The organism is Bacillus cereus group sp. BfR-BA-01523, assembly GCF_022662615.1.
GTDB classification, from domain to species: Bacteria; Bacillota; Bacilli; order Bacillales; family Bacillaceae_G; genus Bacillus_A; species Bacillus_A mycoides.
Genome location: NZ_JAKUDX010000003.1, coordinates 25,177 through 47,784 on the forward strand (window position 1 = coordinate 25,177; position 22,608 = coordinate 47,784).

The following is a 22,608-nucleotide window of genomic DNA, read 5'->3' on the forward strand; positions in this document are numbered from 1 at the left end:
TCCTCTTACGCTTTCGCCTTATAAAGTAAATATAAGAAATACGGTACACCGACAATAGCAATAACAATCCCTACAGGCAATTCTGCAGGCATAAAAATTGTTTTTGCGATAAAATCTGAAGCAATTACAAGTAGCATCCCAATTACTCCGCATGTAGGAATTACATATTTATGTTGAATGCCAACAAGTCTTTTGGCTATATGTGGCGCCATTAGACCAATAAATCCAATACTTCCTGAAACAGCAACACATGCACTTACAAGTCCAATACTGCTTAATAATAGAATAGACTTCTCTCTTTCTACTGAAACACCTAGACTTGTAATACTCGTTTCTTCCAATTGAAATAAATCTAGCAAATAAGCTTTCTTTTTTATAATTGGAATTAATATAATAAGCCATGGCAACATTGCAATAATGTATTTCCAGTTTGCATTATATATGCTACCTGAAACCCAGACAGCTGCCATTTCAAAGTCAGTTGCTTTCATTTTCAATGATAAATACATAGAAAACGCTCCGAAACCTGACCCTATTGCGATCCCTGTTAGTAACAGACGCTGTGAATCTAACTTTCCATTTCGCCAAGAAAATATATAAATTAATATAGCCGCGCCTAACCCTCCAACTAAGCCAAACATCGGCATCATCATTATAGAAATCCAATCCGTACTCTTTATTTGTCCTTGGAAAAAGAACATAAAAATTACGATTGCAGTTCCTGCACCAGCATTTACTCCTAAAATACCCGGATCTGCTAAACCATTTCTCGTAATCCCTTGAATAACAGCGCCAGCTATCCCTAGACCTAATCCTACTAGGCCAGCAATTATGATTCGCGGCAGTCTAAAATCAAATATAACTAAATCATGTTCTGGGACTGGATCAATCCGAAAAATTGTTCGAAAGACGTCCATAATTGTAATATCAAATGTACCATTCGTTAAGCTAATATAAATGGTACATAAAATTAAAAGTATAATAGTCCCCATAGTCATTACAAAACGCTGACTTGAGCCTTTAAGCATGTCTCTCTCCCCCTCTTGTACGAATTAAATAAAGGAAGAAAGGAATTCCAATTAGAGACGTAACAACGCCTATTGGTGTTTCAAATGGATAGTTTACAAATCTGCTTAACACATCACATAAAGCAAGAAACACACCACCAATTACTCCAGCACAAGGCACAATCCATTTATAATCTACACCGATTAAAAAGCGAGTAATATGAGGAATAATTAGTCCTACAAAACCTATTTTCCCTACTAAAGCAACTGCTGTACCAGTCAGAAATACAACGGATAAAATTGCAGTCACTTTTATAATTTTCGTACGCTGCCCTAAATTAATAGACACTTCTTCTCCCAGTGAAAGGATTGTAATAGATTTTGAAATGAGAAGTGCTAAAATAATACCAACTATACCAAAAGGAATTGCTAATTTAAGTATATTGGGATCTACTTGATCTAATTTCGCGTTGTACCAAAAACTAATATTTTGAGAGACTTGAAAATAAGAAGCAATTGCGGCAGAAAGACTACTTAAGAATGTCCCTATCACGGTTCCTATAATTGCTAATCTTACAGGTGACAATCCGTTTCTAAGCAGTGAACCAAATCCAAAAACAATTCCCGCACCTAATGCTGAACCCAGCATAGAACATAAAATCATGTTGACTGAAGACATTCCCGGAAGGAATACCATACACATTGTAATAACAAAAGCAGAACCATCCGTCACACCCATAATAGAAGGGGATGCAAGATAATTCCTTGTCATCCCCTGCATAAGTGCTCCTGATATGGCTAGAAAAGCTCCAACTAAAAGAGCTCCAATTACCCTTGGTAAACGAGATGTAACAATAATATTATGATTTACATTACTCGAATCAAAATGAAACAATGCATTCCACGTCGTTTCAAAATCGATATTTTTTGTCCCATATAAGATAGATAAAATAACAGTAAGTAAAATACATATGGGTGCTAAGCATAAGATTATCATTGGAAGTGAATTTATTTTCCGCATATCATTCAACGCACCTTACTAATTTTATTATTTAGTCAAATTTTTCACTGCTTCTTTTAAAAATACTGTTTTGCTCCAAGCAGTACCACCTTGCGCAATAGGATCTACAGTATTTACAAATACTTTCTTCTCTTTTACAGCATTTACACTTTGCCAAATTGGATTACTTTCTATTTCTTCTAGTACTTTTGGTTTATTATTTTCACTTGCTTCATATTGTAAAAATACGTAATCTGGATTTATTTGAGCCAGTTGTTCTAAAGAGAGTTTCTCTTGCGCTTTTACATTTTTAAGTTGTTCTGGAGCAGTTAATCCAAGGTCTTTATAAATTACAGGGTTGAAGTATACTCCTTCTGGATAAACGAATAATGTATTCGCTCTTAATCTTATTACAAGTACCTTTTTATCTTTTAACTTATCTCCAATTTTTGCTTTCGCTTTTTCAGCGTCTGCTTTATAATCCTTAATAATTTTTTCTGCTTTGTCTTTTTTACCAGATAGTTCTCCCATTAATTTCAAGTTTTCTTCCCAATCTGTAGAAACATGTGATATTGGGATTGTTGGAGCTACCTTCGTAAATTTCTCAGCCGCTTCTGCTGGGAATTTCGTACTTGATGTAATAACATCAGGTTTTAATTGAAGTAATGTTTCAAAGTTGGGTTCCATTTTCTCACCGACAGATTTCGCACCTTCTAAATCTTTTGCAACGTTCCCTGGTAATTTCCCACCAACCGTAATTGCACCTACCGGTTTAATTCCAAGTACTGCCGCATCTTCCATTGACTCTAAACTAGCTGTCGCAATTTTATCTACTTTTGCTGGTACTGTATATTCTTTACCTAAATATGTAATCTTTCGCTTTTCGTCTTTTTTCGTTTCCGTAGCCTTTGTCTGTTGTTTTTGTTCCCCAGAAGTTTTGTCTGCACTATTACATGCTGCTAAACCAACACTTAAAACTGTAACCATCCCTAATGTAAATAACTTCTTGTTCATCTTTATATATCTCCTCTCGAAATCTTCAAATATATTATTTCAACAATGAAACTTAATTATATGAAACATAATCCTCATCTATATTTCACATCATTAATAAATCTACGTAAAATGGAGAGCCATTCTCGTTCACTTCCCCTAGTATTAAATTCTTTACAACCCTCATCCTACGATAATCACTACCAGTGATAATGATTATCGTTACTAAGTATATATTTAATATCAGATTATTTCAAGAATGATTTGAAAAATTTTAACAAACTGAACAAAAAAGAAGTATCTCCTTTTTTCAGGAAGATACTTCTTTTTTTAGAAATCTATATGTAATTCAACTGGACAATGGTCCGATCCCATCACTTCACTATTAATTTTCGCATCGGTAATTTTATGTTTTAGCCTTTCAGAAATCACAAAGTAGTCTAAACGCCAACCGATATTTTTCGCTCTTGCACCCATACGGTATGACCACCATGAGTACGCTCCTTCTTGATCGGGATAAAGATAGCGATACGTATCAATGAATCCCGCCTCTAAAACACATGTAAATTTCTCTCTTTCTTCATCCGAAAAACCAGGATTTTTCCGATTACTTTTCGGATTTTTTAAATCTACTTCTTTATGGGCAACATTTAAATCTCCACAAAAAATAACTGGTTTCTTTTCATCTAATCGCTTAATATAGGCCCTGAAATCATCTTCCCATTCCATTCTGTAATCTAAACGTTCTAATCCCCGTTTAGAATTTGGTGTATACAGCGTTATCATATAAAAATCATCAAATTCTAACGTAATAACTCGTCCTTCTTGATCATGCTCTTCAATCCCTAAACCATATGTAACAGAAATCGGTTCTTTTTTCGTGAAAATAGCCGTTCCTGAGTAGCCTTTTTTCACAGCATAATTCCAATATGTATAATATCCCTCGGGATTTAAATCAATTTGTCCACTTTGTAATTTAATTTCCTGTAAACAAAATATATCTGCATTAGATTCTTCTAGATATTCTAGAAATCCACCTTTTGCAATAACTGCTCGCAAACCATTTACATTCCATGAAATCAACTTCATCTATGTTCCTCCTCTTGATGTGCATTTTCAATTTTCATGCTAACACAAAATAGATACCCTATCATAGTTTCATCTTTGTAATCTTGCTCTTACATTCGTAAATACGTACATACGTACTTTATTCAGGTTATACTAATGCCAGAGGTGATGTTCTGTGCATAATGAAGAGTTCACAGTAACAAATGAGTATTGGCAAGCAATTATTCATAATGACTCCACATATGATGACAAATTCTTTTACGCTGTAAAATCAACCGGTATTTTTTGCCGACCATCATGTAAATCGAGAATACCGAATAAAAACAATGTACGTATTTTTCTTAAGGCAGAGCAAGCATTACATGAAAATTTTCGTCCGTGTAAACGTTGTAAACCAAACGGGCTAACTTTACCTAATGAAGAATGGGTAGAGCAAATTAAAGAATATATCCAAAAACATTATTGTGACGTGCTAACCCTCGACTTACTCGCAGAAATATGCCATGGTAGCCCTTATCATCTACAACGCACTTTCAAGAAAATTGTAGGGATTAGTCCAATAGAATATATACAGCAATTCAGAATTAAAAAAGCGACAGAATACCTTTCACATACAAATCAATCCATTATGGAAATTAGTACTGATGTCGGGATAGAAAATCCGGAGTATTTCGCGACTTTATTTAAAAAGAAGACAGGATTTACCCCTACTGAATATCGAAAAAAGAACGGAATAAAAGAGGTATGAAATAATGAAACCATATGAAAATAAAACTATATATTGGACATTGCTTATTCATAAACATTGGCGTATGCATATTGCAGCTACTTCAAATGGATTATGCTTCATCGGATCGCAAAATGAAACTTTTGAAGAACTAAATACGTGGGCTAGCAAAAAACTGCCACAACATACATTAATCCAAAATCCAGATTATCTGCAAACATATACAAAAGAACTTATCGAGTATTTGGAAACCAAACTAGAAACCTTTACAATTCCTATCGATGTTTACGGAACTGCATTTCAATTAGCTGTTTGGAATACGGTACGTGAAATTCCTTATAGGGAGACACATTCTTATTCAGAGATTGCGGAAAGAATTCAAAAACCTAACGCTGTACGTGCAGTTGGGACTGCCGTTGGGGCAAATCCTCTGCTTATCACTATTCCTTGTCACCGCGTTATTGGGAAAAATGGTAAACTTACCGGTTTTAGAGGTGGTTTAGAAATGAAAAAAGAATTGCTCAAATTAGAAGCGCTTCGGGAGGAGTAAATATGACAGAGGATTGTAATGAAATATTGTCTTTAGTCGTTCCAAAAGAATTCAGTTTTCAAGAAAACTTACGCTATCTATCGCGTTCTAAAAATGAATGTATGTTTCATATTGAAAATAATAAAATCTATAAAGTCATTCCTGTTCAAAACATAAATCCATTAGTTGAAATTGGTTTTAATGCCGATAGTAATATTCAAATACGTTTTTTAGGAGAATCATATGTCTCTGAAAAATGGGCACACGATGCCGTATCTAACTATGTAAAAGAGTGGTTTGATTTAACTACTGATTTAGCTCCCTTCTATAAATTAGCTAAACACGACCCACTCCTTCAAAAACCCATTAAAGAATTTTACGGTCTTCGTACTTTGGGAATTCCGGATTTATTTGAAGCACTATGCTGGGGGATTCTAGGTCAACAAATCAACCTCACATATGCCTATACTCTAAAAAGAAGATTAGTCGAAAATTTTGGCGATTATGTAGATTGGAACGGTAGAAAACATTGGATATTCCCATCACCTGAAGTAATAGCAAATTTAGATGTAGAAGATCTCGCAACATTAAAAATGACTACAAGAAAGTGCGAATACTTAATTGACGTCGCGCAGCTCATTACAGAAGGTAAATTATCAAAAGAATCTCTATTACAAATACAAGATGTGAAGCAAGCTGAAAAACAATTAACTAGCATTCGCGGTATAGGGCCATGGACATCTCACTATGTTTTAATGCGTTGCTTACGATTCCCTTCAGCCTTTCCAATTGATGATGTTGGTTTGCATAATGCAATTAAATTTATAGCAGGTTCCGAAAAGAAACCGACTAAAAATGAAATAAAAGAATTTGCATCAAATTGGACAAATTGGGAGTCTTACGCGACTTTTTATTTGTGGCGGGTGCTATATTAAAATTTCCTAATAAAAAATAGATAGGGAAACCTATCTATTTTTTCACATATAAAAACTTCACACATACTGGCTCTGGAACATTTACGTCCGTCTGTACAAGCGTTAGCTCCCCTGTCATTTCATCCCTAGCAAATAAAGTCAAAGTATTAGATCTTTCATTCGCTGCAATTAAAAATTTTTCATCCGGATCTAAAGAAAAGTCACGTGGCCAATCACCTTCTGTCGATACTGTTTCAATAAAAGCGAGCTCTCCATTGTGCTCATTCACTCGGAAAACCGCGATACTATTATTTCCCCTATTTGCTGCGTAAACAAACTTGCCATCAGAAGAAATGTGAATTGCACTTCCGTAACTATCTTTTCTAAAATCTTCAGGTAATGTAGAAATGTATTGTTTTTCTTTAAAACTGCCACTCTTTGCATCATATTGAAGTACAATAATCTCTGAACTTAATTCTGTCATAACATATGCATACTGCGCACTTGGATGAAATATAAGATGCCTTGGACCACTACCATGTTTTACAGATAACCGTGTAACTTCTATCAGTTCTCCATCACTTTCTTTATATGTAATCACCTTGTCTATTCCTAAATCAACTGCTACTACATATTTTTCATCAGGAGTAAAATCTATATAATGAGCATGTGCCTTTTCTTGCCTTTCCTTATTTGGTCCTGACCCTTTATGTTCTACAATTACCGTAGCAGCATTTAAACTTCCATTATCCTTTTTCACTAAATAGGACTCTACTGTTCCTTTATGATAATTAGCTGCTACTACTATACTATTCTCCCGATTCACACTTACATAGCACGGCGATGCCCCTTCTAAAACTTGCATGCTAATCGAATTTAGATTACCGGATTTATTATGAATAGAAAAACTAGCAATTCCACCTAACCCATTATCTTTCGCAACAGAATAAAGGTACTCGTTGTTATGACTAATCGTTACATATGTCGGATTTCCTATATGAGCTGCTAATTCAATCCCTTTAAGTTCTCCGATGTTCGTATCAAGTATAAATTTATAAATCCCCTTACTCTCTGCTTTTGTATATGTCCCTATATAATCATGAAACTGATTTTCACTCATAACATTTCCCCCTTTTACAAACGTCTTGTAACAAGTTTCACTTTGTATGTTTTACTATAGAAAAGAACCAAGTAGCACTTCATTACTACTTGGTTCTCTTTTTAAGCTTGTTCTTCAAATCGTCTTGCGATTTCTACAATTACTTGAACAGCTTTTTCCATAGTATCTACCGAAACATACTCAAATTTACCGTGATAGTTTTCACCACCAGTGAAAATATTTGGCGTTGGTAATCCCATATATGATAATTGCGATCCATCTGTTCCACCGCGAATTGGATGAATATTCGGTTCAATATTTAAACTTTTCATTGCCTCATACGCAATATCAACAATTTCTCTCACCGGTTCAATTTTTTCAAGCATATTATAATACTGATCATTCATCTCTAAAACGATTGCATCTTCGCCGTACTTCTCTTGCATGTTTTTCACAATATCTTTAATGTTATTTTTACGCGCTTCAAAATGATTACGATCAAAATCTCGAATAATATAGTAAGCTTTACTTTGCTCGACATCACCATTTAAAGAGAGTAAATGATAAAACCCTTCATATCCCTCTGTATATTCTGGCGCCTCTTCTACTGGCAACTGTCTATCGAATTCCATAGCGAGTTTACTTGCGTTACGCATTTTGTTTTTCGCTGTTCCAGGATGTGTATTTGTCCCTCTAAAAGTTAATTTGGCACTTGCAGCGTTAAAACTCTCATATTCTAAACCACCTAATGGACCTCCGTCCATCGTATAGGCAAAGGATGCACCAAACTCTTCTACATCAAAATGCGATGGTCCACGGCCAATCTCTTCATCTGGTGTGAATGCTACTCTTATTTTCCCATGTTTAATTTGCGGATTATGTATTAAATAGTTCATTGCTACCATGATTTCTGTTAGACCAGCTTTATCATCAGCTCCTAGAAGTGTTGTACCATCAGTTGTAATGATTGTGTGGCCTTTATATGATGGCAATTCTGGGAACTGTTCAGGTGTTAACACAACATTTAACTCTTCATTTAACGTAATTGCTTTTCCATCAAAATTTTCATAAATCTGTGGTTTTACGTTTTTCCCCGTGAAATCTGTTGCTGTGTCTAAATGAGCTAAAAAGCCGATTACAGGAACATCCTTATCTGTATTAGCAGGCAGTGTTGCCATTACGTAACCATTATCATCCATCGTCACTTCTGATAACCCAATCTCTTTCAACTCTTCCACTAATAACTTACCAAACTCAATTTGCCCTGGTGTTGTAGGCACTGTATGACTTTCTTCATTTGATTGTGTATCAATCTTTACATATCTCGTAAATCTTTCAATAAGTTCTTGTTTCAAATTCGTTCACTCCTTTTATAGTTCTCTCTCTATTATAATCCTTATAACGAAATATTTTAACTTTTTTGACTGTGAAAATATATATCCATTTACATTTTTAATAAATCATAAAAAGACATAACATTTGTACATTTAAATTCAAACATGTAATATACATCATTATATATTGGGAGGTTTTAAAGATGAGGCTAACTCTCTTTCGCTATTTTCTATTTTTCCTAGGATTAATTTTTTTTGGACTTGGAAATGCTCTCGCAGTCAAAGTTAAATTCCTCGGTTTACATCCTTGGGAAGTTTTAAATATGGCTCTCTACCAACGATTTGGGTGGACAATTGGCACTTGGAGTGTCATATGTGGATTATGTCTCGTTCTTATCTCTTTACTAGTAGATCGAAAATATATAAACGTGGGCACATTTTTAAATGCACTACTTATCGGTCCTATTATGGACTTTTTCTTACAATCAAAAATCCTTCCAAACGCTAGTGATTATTTATGGATAAACTTACTCATTTTATTTTCTGGTATTGCAATTACAGGCATTGGGGGCGGCATGTACGTTGCGGCTGGCATTGGTGCTGGACCCCGCGATGGATTCATGCTTACCATTTCTGACAAAACTGGGTTATCTATTAGTCGTGCTCGAATTATTGTAGAATGCGTTGTACTAGTTATTGGATATATGCTAGGAGGTCCTGTTTTTATCGTAACTTTTCTATACACTTTTATTCAAAGTCCAATATTCCAGCATTCATTTAAGGTATTTCAAAAACTCTTACATACTTTAAATAACAAAAACAAAGAACGTGTTAGTGAAAATATTTAAAACTCAACTTAATGCAAAAGAGTGTGTTTTAAAAGTAATTTTTAAAACACACTCCATATACCCCATTTCATTCTTCTCTCCATAATCTCTCTACATTCATTAATTGCTCTTCTTTAAATTCTAGCTTATATATATCCGGTTTGGATGTATTCATTAAAAATTCAAGTCCATATTGATTATCAAAATAGTTCATCATTAGTGTCATTACAAGCCCATGTGTACCAATTACAATTTTATGTCCTTGAAAATTCATTAATATTTCTTTTAACACTCTCACTACTCTTCGCTGACAATCCGCATATGACTCTCCATCTGTCAGTGCATATTCTGGATTAAAAAACATCTCCTTTACAAGTGGGTACACTTCCTTATCCGATATAATTTTATTTTCATTTGAAAACTTACACTCTTTAAGATCTTCATATACTAACATTTCTTTTTCATGGAGATTCGCTGACTCTTCTATCGTTAACATAGCCCTCTTATACGGACTTGAAATGAAAGTATTAATTCCCTCTGTTTCTAATATCTCAGTTATTCTTTGAGCATCTAAAATTCCCTTCTCAGTTAATCCACGTGTTCTTTCATTTCCTTCTAATTTTGGCGATTCACCATGCCTAACCATATAGATATATGTATTCATAATTCCTCCCTTTTCTATATCCCTCTTTAAAGACATGACTATCAACCCATAAGAATATACGCTCTTATTTCATATCTTTCCAGAACAAATTATCAAATGTTAATTTTCAGATAAATTCACAAAAAAGCTTCCCCTTGATTTTATCCCATTCAAGGAAGCTTATATATATTTTCTTTTACACTATCAAAACTCGAAACGTCTTTCTCCTCTAGTTTCGCCACACCTCATTCTTCTATTTTCATCAATACAATTCTCCAACCATCCGGATCTTCTATCGTTATCCCCTTTTCTTTCCAATACGGATTTTCTGGTTCTACTTCACCATACCCCATTGTATGCAGCCTTTTACTCACTTTTTTCATTTCACTATCTTCTCGCATGTAAAATACAAGTAAGTTATCTTTTGTTGGAGCTGGACATGGGCTCCCATCTATATATCTTGTAAATTCTAAATGATATTCTTCATCTGGTAGTCCAAACATGACGCCATCGTAACCTTCATGACCGTAAAATTCACCTATACGCTTTAAACCTAATCCTTTTTCATAGAATGCCATAACCTCTTCAAACTTATCTGTTGGACGTGCTATTCGAAACTTCACCCAATTTTTCATGCTTTTCCTCCCATACTAAAAACGTAATGAATGACTATATTTTATTGTATATTCTTAAAACATTTTTGAAATCCCTCATTAGTATGAAAATAGATACATACAAAGGTGTTACTTACTAGCCTATAACAATCAAAAACTCACCTAGAAAGAAAATCCCATCATTTTATATGCAAATTTGCATCTCCACTTGCAAAGCACTAAAAAACCTTTAAAATATACTGGATGACTAAATATACAATTCCCATCTAAAATCTTGATACACTAAAAATCATTAAATGTATTGTTTTTTCATTTTTAAGAATTATTGCACTCTTGTTTTTTTCCTTATAAGCATGCTTTTTATAAGGAAATCTGATACAATCCTTAAGTAATATTATTACGTATAGATATTACGAATATAGTACATACTTAAAGAAGGTGATTTTTTTGAAATTAAATAAAAATTTACAGCTATGTATATTAATCACAACATTAATATGCTATTCAATCTATTTTATGTTTTTCTTTCTGTTCCCTACTAATTTTTCAAATTTCAATGTACGCTTCGCTTCACTCATCGTTGAAGTCATTACATTTATATCGCTAATTTACTCTATATACTCTAAAAAAGTTAGTTCAAATCCTTTTTGGATATGTATCACAATTGCAATTGGTAGTTTTTTATTAGGAAAAGTAGTATATACGTATCAAGATACCTTTTTCGAACTTCCAATACATCATTTTACTATTTCTGATGTATTTTACATGTTTTTTCTATTCTTCTGCCTTATCGCTTTCTGCTATAAGATCTTAAAAGAATGCACTAAATGGGAAAGAGCTTTCTTTATTTGTGATATATGTATAGTACTTACTTCCATATTCACATTAGAATGGTATTTATTTAATCAGCCAAATTTAAATATATTCTCACTTTCACTCGGAGATATTTTCCTTTCATTTCTATATCCAATTGCAGATCTATTATTTCTTCTACTAGGTGTTAGTCTCTTTTTCCGCCCAACAATTTTTAAGTCCAAGCGGAAAATTTATATCTTTATTTTTGTATTGATTAGTTCTGCAACTTTTAACTATATTTATTTTTACTTAAATACCCATTTATCAACTGACACTATAACATTTTTACGTCTTTTATATAGAATACCTATATTGCTTATCGCAATAGCTGGGTCTATTTCAGAAGATGATAATAGCCATAAAAATTATTTCATTGTAAACCCTATACTAGGAAAAAAAGTATTAGTCGTATTTCCCTATCTTGCTGTTGCAATACTAATCGGGTTTACATTAAAAGAACAAACATCGTCTTCAACTCTCATTACAGGAAATTGTATCGCTTTTGTTTTCGTACTTATTCGCCATTCTATTGTGCGTATGCAAAACGACACCCTAACAAAACGTTTACAAGTATTTAATGCTCAACTAGAAGAAAAAGTTACTTTAAGAACTTCTGATTTAGTCCATAAATCAGAGGCCCTATCTCAGAAACAACAAAAATTCAAATCATTATATGAATATCATCCTGATCCCATTTTTACGATTGATTTAAATGGAATATTCTTAAATGTAAATAAAGCAGGAAGCATACTACTTGGAGCACCAACGAACGAGTTACTTGGTGAGACATGTTTTTCTATTATTTTAGATGCAGATAAACATAAACTGATATCTGCATTAGAAAAAGTTAAACAACAAGAATCAGCATCCTTACAACTTAGTTCTCAATATAAAGATGGCTTTACTTATTTTTTATACGTTACCATCGTTCCTATTATGATAGATGGACAAATTTCAGGAAGCTATATTATGGTAAAGGATATTACCGCACTAAAAAAACAACAAGAAGAAATAAAATATTTAGCATTCCACGATACTGTAACGAAAATTGGGAACCGATCCTTTTTCCATAGGAAGTTAAGAAAATTTATAAAAAATGCTCAAACAACACAAAGTGAGTTTGCATTATTATATTTAGATTTAGATCGCTTTAAAGTAATTAACGATACACTTGGACATTCGTCAGGTGATTACATATTAGAAGAAGTAGCAAAACGTTTCCAATCATGTCTTCCATCACATACTCATCTGTCAAGAATCGGTGGTGATGAGTTTACAATCTTAATTGAAAACTATACTGACGAAGATTCCTTATTCGAGTTATGTAACCAATTATTTGAAAGCATGGAAAAGCCGTTTGTCATACATGAGCATAAATTAACTTTATCACTGAGTATCGGTATCTCCATTTATCCACATTCCGGAATCGATACCGCTACACTTCTGAAAAACGCTAATGTTGCAATGTATGATGCAAAGGCAAAAGAGCTTAACTCTGTCTCTATTTATGACGATGTAATCGCTAAAAAAATCGAAAGACGATTACGATTAGAAAAAGATTTACCAAACGCAATACAAAATGAAGAATTGTTCCTTTTGTATCAACCTCAAGTTGATAGTGAATCTAATAAAATTATCGGTGCAGAAGCTTTAATCAGGTGGAATCATCCTGAATTAGGTGTTATTTCTCCATACGAGTTTATTCCGATTGCAGAAGAAACACTACAAATTATTCCAATAGGAAAATGGACATTACAGCAGGCTTGTGAGCAAATGAAACGTTGGCACGCACTCGGATATTCGCATTTAAAAATAGGGGTAAATTTATCTGCTAAAGAATTTGAACAAGAAGGATTTGTAAAATCTATTTCTTCTACTTTAGCAACTACAGGCTTACCAGCAAGTTCCCTTGATCTAGAATTAACAGAACGAATTGCAATGATGGATGAGAGAGAAACATTGATAAAACTGCGTACACTAAAAAGTTTAGGGATTCACATTTCAATCGACGACTTTGGTACAGGCTATTCTTCCCTAGCCTACTTACCTTTATATCCAATCGATACGTTAAAAATCCCAAGAGAATTTATTACAATGTCTGAAACGTGTGAAGATGGAATGGAAATCATTAAAACAATCATCACATTAGCAAATACATTAGGAATGTCCGTCATTGCTGAAGGCGTAGAAACGAAAGAACACGTAAATTTCCTTCAAAAAAATAAATGTCAGTTTATTCAAGGTTACTATTACAGTAAACCTATTCATACTAATGCATTTACTGAGCTATTAGAAATCGGTATTCACCAATAGTACATAGCTAATCGGTATAAGTAATAATGAATTTGAGCAACTATAGTAAAAAGGAAAGAAGATACCTTCTTTCCTTTTGTTTTGTTTTTCTATTTAAATTTCTATTACTTCACCACTTCATTTATTATATCTATTAATTGATGAATCCCCTCATCATTTGTTTTCTTATATCCATTCATGTTTTGAATATACCTCTCCTTATTTATATACAACTTATTTACCGCATCTGTAAATGTACTGGTGCTTATTCTATCTTGAAGTAATACTTCCGCATACCCTTGCCTAGAAAAATAGTCAGCATTTAAAACTTGATCCCCTCTACTGGAACCATTAGTTAACGGAATAAGTAACATCGGTTTTTTCAAATATAACAATTCTGAAATAGCAGTAGAACCCGCTCTGGAAACTACAACACTTGCCATATTCAGTATATGTGGCAACTCTTCTCCTATATATTCAAATTGCATATAACCTTCCATTCCGATAGAAGGATCCACCTTCCCTTTACCACACATATGAACAATATTAAAACTTAATAATAATGTATCTAAACTTTTCCTTACCATATCATTTATCCACTTAGCACCTTGACTCCCACCCATTATTAACAATACCGGTTTATCTTGCTGAAATTCACAATACCTTCTTCCTCGTAATACGTTACCTCTCTCAATTTCTTCCCTTACAATTGGTCCTACATAAACCTTTTTCTCATTACTTACATTACCCCCTGTTTGAGGAAATGTTGTGCATAGTTTTGTAGCAAAAGGTAATGCTATTTTATTTGCAAGTCCTAACGTGCTATCTGGTTCACGTATTACGATAGGTACACTATTTAACCATGCCCCTATTACTACAGGAACTGAAACAAATCCTCCTGCCGAAAAGATAACGTCAGGCTTTATTTTCTTAATTAATTTATAACTTTGTAAGCAGCCTTTTATAATTTTAAAAGGATCTTTAAAGTTCTCCCAATCCCAATATCTCCGGAGCTTCCCCGTTGAAATACTATTGTACTTAACATTTTGAACTAATAATTTTTCAATTCCATTTTGAGATCCAATATACTCAACTCCCCATCCTTTTTCCATAAATTTAGGAATCAATACCATATTAATCATTACGTGTCCGGCTGTACCGCCCCCAGTAAAGAGAATCTTTTTATTCATAACTTATATCCCACCTTTATCATTTAAAGTCTAGCTTTATAGTAATCTTTCAAATGTACATTAACTTACTATGATTTATATAAATCTTTAACTCCAGACCTATGTCTTGCAAAAGATCTTTGATGAGTTCATAAAAATCATTTCCATACTCACTACATTCATACTGAGTAAAGACTTGGATTACAGGACTAGTTCCTGTATATATTGTTTTGGGTTTTCGATTAACCTTTTCCACATATGCTCGACATGTATTTATCGCCTCATAGATGCGCAAAACATGTTCTTCTTCATCTTTCCAATCCAGCGTATCAACAATCGAAAGCGATAGCATATTTTGATTATTTATAGTCTCATAACAATTCATATATTTCTTACATCCTTTTATATTTTTCATTAAATGCAGATGTCACTACACTTCGCATACTCAAGTACATCTTTTAATGATTGCTGAAATGGGATTTCTGGAACCCAACCTAACTTTTTTATATCCTCTAATACTAAACTTTCATTTAAGCCGCTCTCACTATTCTCTGTTTCTTTTATAGTAAAATTCAACTGTGTTAATCCTTTATATTGTTCCAATACATCTAATAAAGAACGTTTTACTCCTGATCCAATATTATATTGTTTTCCATTTATACCATCACGTAATAACACATGATACGCTTTAACTGCATCACGTACATCTAGAAAGTCTCTACTATCTTTCAAACTGTTTACTTCAATAATCGCTTTACTTCTACCCGATTCTATATCTATCATTTTTTTTGCGAGAATTGAACAAACACCATTCGATACTCCTGGACCAATTAAATTTGAGGGCTTTGCAATGATAATATTTGAATCCATTAATCCGCCCCAAGCCTCCGCAATAATGACTTGCATAGTTTTACTTAAACTATATGGATTTGAAACTTTTATGTTTTTCATACTATCTGCTTGCAATGCAGATCCTATAACTAATGTTTTACAATGCGAGGCTTCCTGCTTAATGGCTTCTAATAAATATAAAGTCCCTATTACGTTAATCTCTATATATTCCAGAGAAGCTGTCCAAGACTCATTAACTGAGTTTCTTCCTGCTAAATGCAATACATAGTCTGGTTTTATTTGTTTAATTACCTTCATTACTTCACTCTTATTTGTTAAATCACAAGTAATACCATTTTCGATTTTTTCTCTATGTGAACGATTTTGAAACATAGGAATTACATGAAAGCCCTGCTCTAAAAAATATTGGTAAGCATGACGTCCTGTGAAGCCATTTGCACCAGTTATTAAAAGGCTCGCATTTTTTTTCATCGTAAAAACCCTCCTTTTTCTAACATTTGTTTCACCTCATATTTTGTAAGTAAGTCTTGTTGAGAACTAAAACTATTCACATCCACAAGCGGATAACTAGCATAATATTCTTGAAGTCCTTCTATAGGAATAGTCGGTAGTACCACAAAATAATTTTGATCAAAACTAATACTTGTTTTACTCTCTACCTCAGATAAAAGCATTTCACTTAATTTTTCACCAGGTCTTATTCCTACCTCTTTTATCTTCACGTTTTCTTTTTTCGAATCTTCAATCAATACTTTCGCTAAATCCGTTATTTTACATGCTGGCATTTTCATAACAAAGATTTCTCCTCCTCTTCCTTCAGATGCTGCTTTAAATAACAATCCAACAGCATCTTCAATGGTTAAGAAAAATCTAGTCATATTTGCATCGGTAATCCCTACTTTTGAAGATTGCTTAATTTGCTTTTTAAAAAGCGGTACCACACTTCCACTCGTTCCTAAAACATTTCCGCCACGAACACAAATGAATTTTGTTTTCTTCGTTTGCACATTCGCATGAACCATTAATTTTTCACCAATTGCTTTTGTCATCCCATACGTATTTGATGGATCGGCCGCTTTATCAGTTGAAACATATATAACTTTCTCAACTTCATTCTGGATAGATGCTTCAATTACATTTTGCGTACCATGTATATTTGTTTTTATAGCTTCATAAGGATAATATTCACATACTGGAACATGCTTTAAAGCTGCAAGATGAAATACATAATGTACACCTTGGCAAGCATATACTAGTTGCTCTTTATCACGAATATCTCCAATAATAAATTTTAATCTCTCTTCATTTATAAACTGTTGCTGCATTTCAAACTGAACCGTTTCATTCCTTGAAAAAACTCTAATTTCTTTCGGTGATTTTTCTAATAGTTGTTTTATAAGTTCATGTCCCCACGAACCTGTACCACCAGTAATTAAAATTATTTTATTAAGCATTCCTTTTCCTCCTACCATACATTTCAATTCAAATTGTATTTATTAAGGTTATTGAATTATTTTCAATTGATTCAAATCATAATCGTCGTTTGTTACATTTAATTGACAAAATAAAAAAACAGAAACTATTTTTTTATAGTTTCTGTTTTTCATTTCACTTCTTAGCAATTAGATTTTCTTTATACTGTTTGAATGATCACTATATTACTGATTTAAAAAACACCGCTCATTTATTTCTTATACTCGTAATAAAATAAAGTGAAACTTTAATTAGTGGGGATTTTGTCCATCCCCCACTAATTATTAGTTGAATCAATCGGGCTTTTACGAGCAGCCCCACCCTCACCTAACTTCTTTGCTTTAGCCGACTTTTGAGATGGGAGTCTTACTGCTCGTTAATAGCGGGATAAATGGAATGATTCATAACCAATACCACATTTAAACTCATAGCAAAGGGAGGTAATGGAATGTACCAAAGCAATTCAAACAATACATCTAAAGAATTCTCAAAAGCACTCCCTCTCTCCCTATTCGACGTGAAAAACGAGTTACAACAAAAAAGCGATCTCATCTCTTCTGTTACCATATATAAATTAACGAAAGAAGAGCAACTTATCATCGATAAAATTAAAGCTCAGACAAAAGAACTAAATAAAAATAACGTCACAAGAACACGTGCATACTACCAATTTTACATTCAATATCCAGAAATACATTGGGCACTACTTGGGCATATCGTATCACGTAACGGTGGCTGGAATATGACAGATTTAAAGGGAGATTTATATACGAGGCTTTTATCCGAGAAAGATCAAATTACATTTTTCTCTTTTTTAGAAAGAGGAAATTGGCTCATTTTCCAAGATGTATATCCTCAATTTTTACTATATGAGCAAAGTGTAAAAAAATCAAAAAAGCTATTTCACCTTCTCACTCACTTAAATGTTTCTACATTTATGGAAACAATGTGGAACGATTTTTGGAAAACAGGTAACAAAAAAACATTAGCGATCGCAACTATTGTTAATGAACAAAACTACTTAGAAAAAAGAGTTATTCAAAATGCACACTTTAAAAAGACTGTATTAAATAGTATTGGATTTAAACTCTTTGATTTTTTTCAGTTCAATCATATCCTTTTCCCATTTTACGAAAATGATAAAAAGCAAAAAGTATTACTATTTGGTGATACAATGAAACATTTCACTTCTTTGCATGAACGAATTTTACTTGGAAAACGGTTGTATTCATTGTTATTTCGGGATACACATATTTTATCCCAAATAATAAACTGGGTCCATCACCATCCACATACAGGCTCAAGAAAAGATTACTGGCCTCATTTATTTTCTAGTGTAAATGAATCTTTTTCGCGTGAGTTTTATAAACGCCGAATAAAGAAATGCCAGTTACGTAGTGACGCGTATCGTATATACAGCCCTGCACTCATCTATGCATGGCGGGATATGAAACATGAAGAAGTTGAAAATGAAGATTGGTTTACTGATTGGCAAGTTGTAAATTATTTAGTTGATAAGGAGGAAAATATAAATGGACAAATTACAGAAGACTACTGCAAAACACTCGAAAAAATTGAACTCGCAATTCTCGCAAAGAAAAATGTCCTCCTTCGAGAAGAAGAATGATTTTCTAGCTTTAATAATTACAGTTTTTTTCTCTGCTATTATTGGAACTTGTTTAGATGCTTTCTTTGTTAATAAACAAATATATTCTTTTCCGGTTAGACCCTTCTCATCCACATTTTCAGTTAACATAGCTTTCACGTTACTCGTACTACCGATTTTAACAGCCTCTTTTATTCAAATTTCAAAGAAATTATCTACCGTTTCTAGAACTCTATTTATTATTTCAATAGGCGTTTGCGCTAGCATTTTTGAACAAATTGCTGAGAGGCTAGGCTTATTTGTACATAGTACGGATTGGCAGCATAGTTATTCTTTGTTTGGATATATGTTGTTTTTATTTTTCATATGGAAAGTCTATCAGTCAATCATTAATAAAAACGGGTACTAAAAGGCTAACAATCCTTTTAGTACCCGTTTTTATTATGTTTCACATACACATTTTTATGCATATGACTCTGCTAACTCAATAATTTTATCAACAATACTTTGCTCGTCAACCTTTAAACATACGGACGCATGATTTATTAATACTTCATGACTCCCAACACAAATACTTTCCTTAGCATGTATAAACATTGATAAGTCGTTCGAATCATTACCAAACACTACGAATTCTCCCTCTTTTATACCTAATCGTTTTAAACCTTCCCATTTATCAATATGTGGCGGACTTATATCAATAATCCCCTCTTTATCGTGCTCATATATTCTTATAGGAAGTTCTTCCAACGCATTTATGATTAATTCTTTTTTTATATTATCAGGAAATAAAACCACTTTTACTACTTCACCAATTTCATCAATATTCATATTAATAGCCAATTGATTAGGATCTATGTTTTTGTAGATAGGGTGACTCTCACTTCCTGTATAAGCATAGTTCCATTGACTATCTACCAAATAGGAAAGACTATACTTTTCTATGATTGAACGCATAGCACTTACTGTTTCAATGTCAAAACGTATAACTTCAACAATTTCTCTATCCTTTGCGATAAAAGCACCATTTCCACCAATCATTGCATAATGATGCATATGAGTTGGTAGAACAGGTAATAAATCTCTAATTGGTCTAGCAGATGCAAATATAATCTCATGTCCTATACTATGACAAACGTCTAGCGCTTGAATAATCTCTTTCGTTACTGCGTTTCCTTTAAAACAAATAGTACCATCAATATCAAAAATAAATTTCATATACATCACTCCTTTCTTTTTAATGTATATGAATTATTTTATAATAGATAGGACAGATGTCCCAAAAGGAGAAACATTATGCAAAAGATTGCAGATAATACCTTATTATTAAGCTACTTAAATAATGAGTACATAAAGAAGCTATTCCAACAATTCAATCATCCATTTGAGATTCGCAGATATACAGCAAAAGAAACTATACTACAAGAAGGTGCAGCTATCGACGGCCTTTACATTCAAATGTCAGGACGTATAAAAATAACTTCAAGTGTAATTACAGGTAAAGTATTATTACTACGATTTTGTTCTGCAGTTTCTATCATGGGGGATATTGAATTAATTCAATCCGTAGACATACAATCTCATGTAATTTCCGAACAACAGTCTGATTTTCTTTTTATCGATAAAAATTATGTAACAAGTTACTTATTACACGATGTAGTCTTTCTTCAAGAGCTAATTCATCATGTCACTTATAAACTCCAAACTTGCACAACAGCTTCACGTATCAATTTACTGGCTTCTGTGGAGACACGCTTTGCTAGTTATTTATGTACAGCCCGAAATCCTTCTAATTTATTTGGGCGAGAAATTCATACTAAAGATCATCATGAGATCGCCTCATTAATCGGGACTACTACCCGTCATCTTAATCGAGTCATTGAAAAACTAATAGCTAACGATATAATTCATAAAAATAACAAACAAATTATCGTAGTCCATTGGAAAGCTATTGAAGAACTTTCCAATGGACTACGATATGAATAATTAATTATATACATCCTACCTATAATAAAGAGACCGTTTTTACAACGGCCTCTTCTTAAGCATAACCTTCAGTTACTGCTACTGAACGACTTTGAAGGCTTTTTGATCGCAAACGATATGCAACTACTTTCTTCTTATATTGCTTTACCACATCAACGTGTTCCTCGTAGCTATATATAGAAAATCTAATCTCTCTTTTTCCTTTCTTCGTCTCCATGACTATCGGTGTACCATTCCCTTGCGGCGGAAAATAATGTTTATCTAAAAATAAAGCCTCGTTAAATTCATGAATAACTTGAAGTTTCATTTCTCCTTCTATACTTTCCCCATCTACCGTTACAGTAGTATTTTCCTCATCAAGTTTTTGGTGTAACTCAAATCTACTAATAATTGATTCTACAACAGAAGTTGGCATACTAGAAACTAGTACTTTAAGAGCACCAAAAATACATAATGTAACTATAAACCATGTTGTCATTTTCATCATCTCCATTACGCTCTAAAATGAGTAGTGTTATACTCCTTATTACGATTCATTAATTTTCAAAATAAAAATTTCACTCCATAAGGTACTAATATACTAATAAGTATCCCTGTTACAATCATCGTTACCGAACCGATAGTTGCCTCTTTCTCTCCTTCTTTCACTAGACGGCTCACACCAATAATATGTGATGCGCAGCCCATCCCCACTCCTTTTCCAATCGTACTTGTTATACGGAAAAACTTAAGTACTGTCGGTCCGATAATAGCACCTGTTATTCCTGCAACAACTACAAAACTAGAAGTCATAGATGGAATGCCACCAATTTGATCCGCTAATGAAATGGCAATAGGCATTGTCGCTAATTGTGGTAAAGTTGTTAATATAAGTTCCTTATCTATATTTAAAATTCCACCAATCACTACATTCATACTCGTTAAAGCCACTATACCTATCACTACGCCGATTAGTATCGCTAAAAAGTTTTTCATAAGTATCTTTCGCTCTTTAAATAGAGGTATGGCTAACGCTACAATTGCAGGACTCAAAAAACCTGAAAGAATGTCTCCCCCATTTTCCTTATACTCATGATGAGAAATACCAAATATCAAAAATAAGCAAATCATAATTGCTGTAACTGTTAATACCGGTAACGTAAATGGAAACGTAAATTTTTTATATAACTTTGTCGCCAATAAATAAATTACTACAGTAATAATAATTAAGACCATTTGAATCGTGCACCTTGTCGATTTTATTTTTTTGATGTTACTAATAATTGACTTACATACCCTGAAACAATCAATGTTACTACCGTACTTGCAACTACTAAAAGGAATATAACACTCCCCTTACTTAAAAGAAAAGATCCATATTCCATTAATCCTGTTGTCGAAGGAATTAGAAATAACGGTAAAAATACTATTAACTTTTCTGCACCTACCTCAAACCACTTTAATGGAAAAACACGAGTAGAAAGGAGTAGAAACAATATTAACATCCCTATTAAACTTCCTGGCATCGACAGATGGAATACTCCTTGAATCCACGTACCAGCTAAGCTAAACACATATAGCACGCCTACTTGAAGTAAAAGCGTCACGTACTTCATTTCTTTCCCTCATTTCCATATTACG

At 33.2% G+C, this 22,608-nt stretch carries 24 protein-coding genes; 8 read left to right on the plus strand and 16 right to left on the minus strand.

What is annotated here, in order from left to right; genetic code table 11:
* Positions 1-5: 5 nt before the first annotated feature.
* The 4 genes from MR066_RS08475 to MR066_RS08490 form a co-directional block, all read right to left on the minus strand.
* Entirely contained in the window at positions 6-1,028 is a 1,023-nt protein-coding gene (locus MR066_RS08475; protein WP_002087982.1) for a FecCD family ABC transporter permease, read from the minus strand.
* Positions 1,021-2,028, minus strand: coding sequence for a FecCD family ABC transporter permease (locus MR066_RS08480; RefSeq protein WP_002087983.1), 1,008 nt, complete (start codon positions 2,026-2,028; stop codon positions 1,021-1,023). The genes MR066_RS08475 and MR066_RS08480 overlap by 8 nt, the downstream gene beginning before the upstream one ends.
* Positions 2,029-2,055: 27 nt before the next feature.
* Complete coding sequence (locus MR066_RS08485; protein WP_002087985.1) at positions 2,056-3,021, minus strand: iron-hydroxamate ABC transporter substrate-binding protein; 966 nt, start codon at positions 3,019-3,021, stop codon at positions 2,056-2,058.
* 309 nt (positions 3,022-3,330) lie between these two features.
* Complete coding sequence (locus MR066_RS08490; RefSeq protein WP_193665083.1) at positions 3,331-4,089, minus strand: exodeoxyribonuclease III; 759 nt, start codon at positions 4,087-4,089, stop codon at positions 3,331-3,333.
* Between the two features lie 154 nt (positions 4,090-4,243).
* Here MR066_RS08490 and MR066_RS08495 point away from each other — a divergent pair, with 154 nt between their 5' ends.
* Genes MR066_RS08495 through MR066_RS08505 form a run of 3 tightly spaced genes read left to right on the plus strand, consistent with a single transcriptional unit; the run spans position 4,244 to position 6,259 of the window.
* On the plus strand, positions 4,244-4,816 hold the full coding sequence (locus tag MR066_RS08495) for a bifunctional transcriptional activator/DNA repair enzyme AdaA (protein ID WP_002014656.1): 573 nt from the start codon (positions 4,244-4,246) through the stop codon (positions 4,814-4,816).
* A 4-nt stretch (positions 4,817-4,820) separates the two neighbouring features.
* A complete protein-coding gene (locus MR066_RS08500; RefSeq protein WP_242246799.1) occupies positions 4,821-5,345 on the plus strand; it encodes a methylated-DNA--[protein]-cysteine S-methyltransferase in 525 nt (174 codons plus the stop codon).
* Positions 5,346-5,347: 2 nt separating this feature from the next.
* Entirely contained in the window at positions 5,348-6,259 is a 912-nt protein-coding gene (locus tag MR066_RS08505; RefSeq protein ID WP_242246808.1) for a DNA-3-methyladenine glycosylase 2, read from the plus strand.
* 34 nt (positions 6,260-6,293) lie between these two features.
* Here the strand turns inward: MR066_RS08505 and MR066_RS08510 are convergent, their stop codons facing one another.
* Both MR066_RS08510 and pepT read right to left on the minus strand, forming a co-directional pair.
* Positions 6,294-7,358, minus strand: coding sequence for a lactonase family protein (locus tag MR066_RS08510; RefSeq protein ID WP_242246810.1), 1,065 nt, complete (start codon positions 7,356-7,358; stop codon positions 6,294-6,296).
* Between the two features lie 101 nt (positions 7,359-7,459).
* Positions 7,460-8,692, minus strand: coding sequence for a peptidase T (pepT, locus tag MR066_RS08515; protein ID WP_242246812.1), 1,233 nt, complete (start codon positions 8,690-8,692; stop codon positions 7,460-7,462).
* A 182-nt stretch (positions 8,693-8,874) separates the two neighbouring features.
* On the opposite strand from pepT, the gene MR066_RS08520 reads away from it, so the two are divergent.
* Entirely contained in the window at positions 8,875-9,519 is a 645-nt protein-coding gene (locus tag MR066_RS08520; protein WP_242246814.1) for a YczE/YyaS/YitT family protein, read from the plus strand.
* Positions 9,520-9,586: 67 nt separating this feature from the next.
* Here MR066_RS08520 and MR066_RS08525 read toward each other — a convergent pair whose 3' ends face one another.
* On the minus strand, positions 9,587-10,162 hold the full coding sequence (locus MR066_RS08525) for a histidine phosphatase family protein (protein WP_002142816.1): 576 nt from the start codon (positions 10,160-10,162) through the stop codon (positions 9,587-9,589).
* Positions 10,163-10,386: 224 nt separating this feature from the next.
* On the minus strand, positions 10,387-10,776 hold the full coding sequence (locus MR066_RS08530; protein ID WP_242246816.1) for a VOC family protein: 390 nt from the start codon (positions 10,774-10,776) through the stop codon (positions 10,387-10,389).
* 426 nt (positions 10,777-11,202) lie between these two features.
* On the opposite strand from MR066_RS08530, the gene MR066_RS08535 reads away from it, so the two are divergent.
* A complete protein-coding gene (locus tag MR066_RS08535) occupies positions 11,203-13,923 on the plus strand; it encodes a putative bifunctional diguanylate cyclase/phosphodiesterase (RefSeq protein WP_242246818.1) in 2,721 nt (906 codons plus the stop codon).
* A 104-nt stretch (positions 13,924-14,027) separates the two neighbouring features.
* Here MR066_RS08535 and MR066_RS08540 read toward each other — a convergent pair whose 3' ends face one another.
* The 4 genes from MR066_RS08540 to MR066_RS08555 are packed head-to-tail and all read right to left on the minus strand — an operon-like array spanning position 14,028 to position 17,377.
* A complete protein-coding gene (locus MR066_RS08540) occupies positions 14,028-15,092 on the minus strand; it encodes an undecaprenyldiphospho-muramoylpentapeptide beta-N-acetylglucosaminyltransferase (protein WP_242246819.1) in 1,065 nt (354 codons plus the stop codon).
* A 49-nt stretch (positions 15,093-15,141) separates the two neighbouring features.
* Positions 15,142-15,486, minus strand: coding sequence for a DUF6572 domain-containing protein (locus MR066_RS08545; protein WP_181462974.1), 345 nt, complete (start codon positions 15,484-15,486; stop codon positions 15,142-15,144).
* On the minus strand, positions 15,486-16,394 hold the full coding sequence (locus tag MR066_RS08550; protein WP_242246821.1) for an SDR family oxidoreductase: 909 nt from the start codon (positions 16,392-16,394) through the stop codon (positions 15,486-15,488). The genes MR066_RS08545 and MR066_RS08550 overlap by 1 nt, the downstream gene beginning before the upstream one ends.
* Positions 16,391-17,377: a UDP-N-acetylglucosamine 4,6-dehydratase family protein gene (locus MR066_RS08555; RefSeq protein WP_242246823.1), complete on the minus strand. Its 987-nt coding sequence runs from the start codon at positions 17,375-17,377 to the stop codon at positions 16,391-16,393. The genes MR066_RS08550 and MR066_RS08555 overlap by 4 nt, the downstream gene beginning before the upstream one ends.
* A 467-nt stretch (positions 17,378-17,844) precedes the next feature.
* Between MR066_RS08555 and MR066_RS08560 the strand changes: the two genes are divergently transcribed.
* Both MR066_RS08560 and MR066_RS08565 read left to right on the plus strand, forming a co-directional pair.
* Complete coding sequence (locus tag MR066_RS08560; protein ID WP_242246826.1) at positions 17,845-19,023, plus strand: DUF2515 domain-containing protein; 1,179 nt, start codon at positions 17,845-17,847, stop codon at positions 19,021-19,023.
* Positions 18,998-19,411, plus strand: a complete 414-nt coding sequence (locus MR066_RS08565; RefSeq protein WP_242247257.1) for a CBO0543 family protein — start codon at positions 18,998-19,000, stop codon at positions 19,409-19,411. The genes MR066_RS08560 and MR066_RS08565 overlap by 26 nt, the downstream gene beginning before the upstream one ends.
* 53 nt (positions 19,412-19,464) lie before the next feature.
* On the opposite strand, the gene MR066_RS08570 is transcribed toward MR066_RS08565, so the two are convergent.
* Positions 19,465-20,220 (minus strand): HAD-IIB family hydrolase, encoded by a 756-nt coding sequence (locus MR066_RS08570; protein WP_242247259.1) that lies wholly within the window; start codon positions 20,218-20,220, stop codon positions 19,465-19,467.
* 78 nt (positions 20,221-20,298) lie between these two features.
* Here MR066_RS08570 and MR066_RS08575 point away from each other — a divergent pair, with 78 nt between their 5' ends.
* A complete protein-coding gene (locus MR066_RS08575) occupies positions 20,299-20,988 on the plus strand; it encodes a Crp/Fnr family transcriptional regulator (RefSeq protein ID WP_242246834.1) in 690 nt (229 codons plus the stop codon).
* A 55-nt stretch (positions 20,989-21,043) separates the two neighbouring features.
* On the opposite strand, the gene MR066_RS08580 is transcribed toward MR066_RS08575, so the two are convergent.
* From MR066_RS08580 to MR066_RS08590, 3 genes are all read right to left on the minus strand, one after another.
* Positions 21,044-21,466, minus strand: a complete 423-nt coding sequence (locus MR066_RS08580; protein WP_242246835.1) for a YfmQ family protein — start codon at positions 21,464-21,466, stop codon at positions 21,044-21,046.
* Positions 21,467-21,531: 65 nt separating this feature from the next.
* On the minus strand, positions 21,532-22,203 hold the full coding sequence (locus MR066_RS08585) for an LrgB family protein (protein WP_002088016.1): 672 nt from the start codon (positions 22,201-22,203) through the stop codon (positions 21,532-21,534).
* A gap of 23 nt (positions 22,204-22,226) precedes the next feature.
* Positions 22,227-22,583, minus strand: a complete 357-nt coding sequence (locus tag MR066_RS08590; RefSeq protein ID WP_113936857.1) for a CidA/LrgA family holin-like protein — start codon at positions 22,581-22,583, stop codon at positions 22,227-22,229.
* Positions 22,584-22,608 lie beyond the last annotated feature (25 nt).

Bases quoted from the DNA above. Each gene is read 5' to 3' on its own strand.
- MR066_RS08475 (WP_002087982.1), bottom strand. From the start codon at position 1,028: ATGCTTAAAGGCTCAAGTCAGCGTTTTGTAATGACTATGGGGACTATT.
- MR066_RS08480 (WP_002087983.1), bottom strand. From the start codon at position 2,028: ATGCGGAAAATAAATTCACTTCCAATGATAATCTTATGCTTAGCACCC.
- MR066_RS08485 (WP_002087985.1), bottom strand. From the start codon at position 3,021: ATGAACAAGAAGTTATTTACATTAGGGATGGTTACAGTTTTAAGTGTT.
- MR066_RS08490 (WP_193665083.1), bottom strand. From the start codon at position 4,089: ATGAAGTTGATTTCATGGAATGTAAATGGTTTGCGAGCAGTTATTGCA.
- MR066_RS08500 (WP_242246799.1), top strand. From the start codon at position 4,821: ATGAAACCATATGAAAATAAAACTATATATTGGACATTGCTTATTCAT.
- MR066_RS08505 (WP_242246808.1), top strand. From the start codon at position 5,348: ATGACAGAGGATTGTAATGAAATATTGTCTTTAGTCGTTCCAAAAGAA.
- MR066_RS08510 (WP_242246810.1), bottom strand. From the start codon at position 7,358: ATGAGTGAAAATCAGTTTCATGATTATATAGGGACATATACAAAAGCA.
- MR066_RS08520 (WP_242246814.1), top strand. From the start codon at position 8,875: ATGAGGCTAACTCTCTTTCGCTATTTTCTATTTTTCCTAGGATTAATT.
- MR066_RS08525 (WP_002142816.1), bottom strand. From the start codon at position 10,162: ATGAATACATATATCTATATGGTTAGGCATGGTGAATCGCCAAAATTA.
- MR066_RS08530 (WP_242246816.1), bottom strand. From the start codon at position 10,776: ATGAAAAATTGGGTGAAGTTTCGAATAGCACGTCCAACAGATAAGTTT.
- MR066_RS08540 (WP_242246819.1), bottom strand. From the start codon at position 15,092: ATGAATAAAAAGATTCTCTTTACTGGGGGCGGTACAGCCGGACACGTA.
- MR066_RS08545 (WP_181462974.1), bottom strand. From the start codon at position 15,486: ATGAAAAATATAAAAGGATGTAAGAAATATATGAATTGTTATGAGACT.
- MR066_RS08550 (WP_242246821.1), bottom strand. From the start codon at position 16,394: ATGAAAAAAAATGCGAGCCTTTTAATAACTGGTGCAAATGGCTTCACA.
- MR066_RS08555 (WP_242246823.1), bottom strand. From the start codon at position 17,377: ATGCTTAATAAAATAATTTTAATTACTGGTGGTACAGGTTCGTGGGGA.
- MR066_RS08560 (WP_242246826.1), top strand. From the start codon at position 17,845: ATGTACCAAAGCAATTCAAACAATACATCTAAAGAATTCTCAAAAGCA.
- MR066_RS08565 (WP_242247257.1), top strand. From the start codon at position 18,998: ATGTCCTCCTTCGAGAAGAAGAATGATTTTCTAGCTTTAATAATTACA.
- MR066_RS08570 (WP_242247259.1), bottom strand. From the start codon at position 20,220: ATGAAATTTATTTTTGATATTGATGGTACTATTTGTTTTAAAGGAAAC.
- MR066_RS08575 (WP_242246834.1), top strand. From the start codon at position 20,299: ATGCAAAAGATTGCAGATAATACCTTATTATTAAGCTACTTAAATAAT.
- MR066_RS08580 (WP_242246835.1), bottom strand. From the start codon at position 21,466: ATGACAACATGGTTTATAGTTACATTATGTATTTTTGGTGCTCTTAAA.
- MR066_RS08585 (WP_002088016.1), bottom strand. From the start codon at position 22,203: ATGGTCTTAATTATTATTACTGTAGTAATTTATTTATTGGCGACAAAG.
- MR066_RS08590 (WP_113936857.1), bottom strand. From the start codon at position 22,583: ATGAAGTACGTGACGCTTTTACTTCAAGTAGGCGTGCTATATGTGTTT.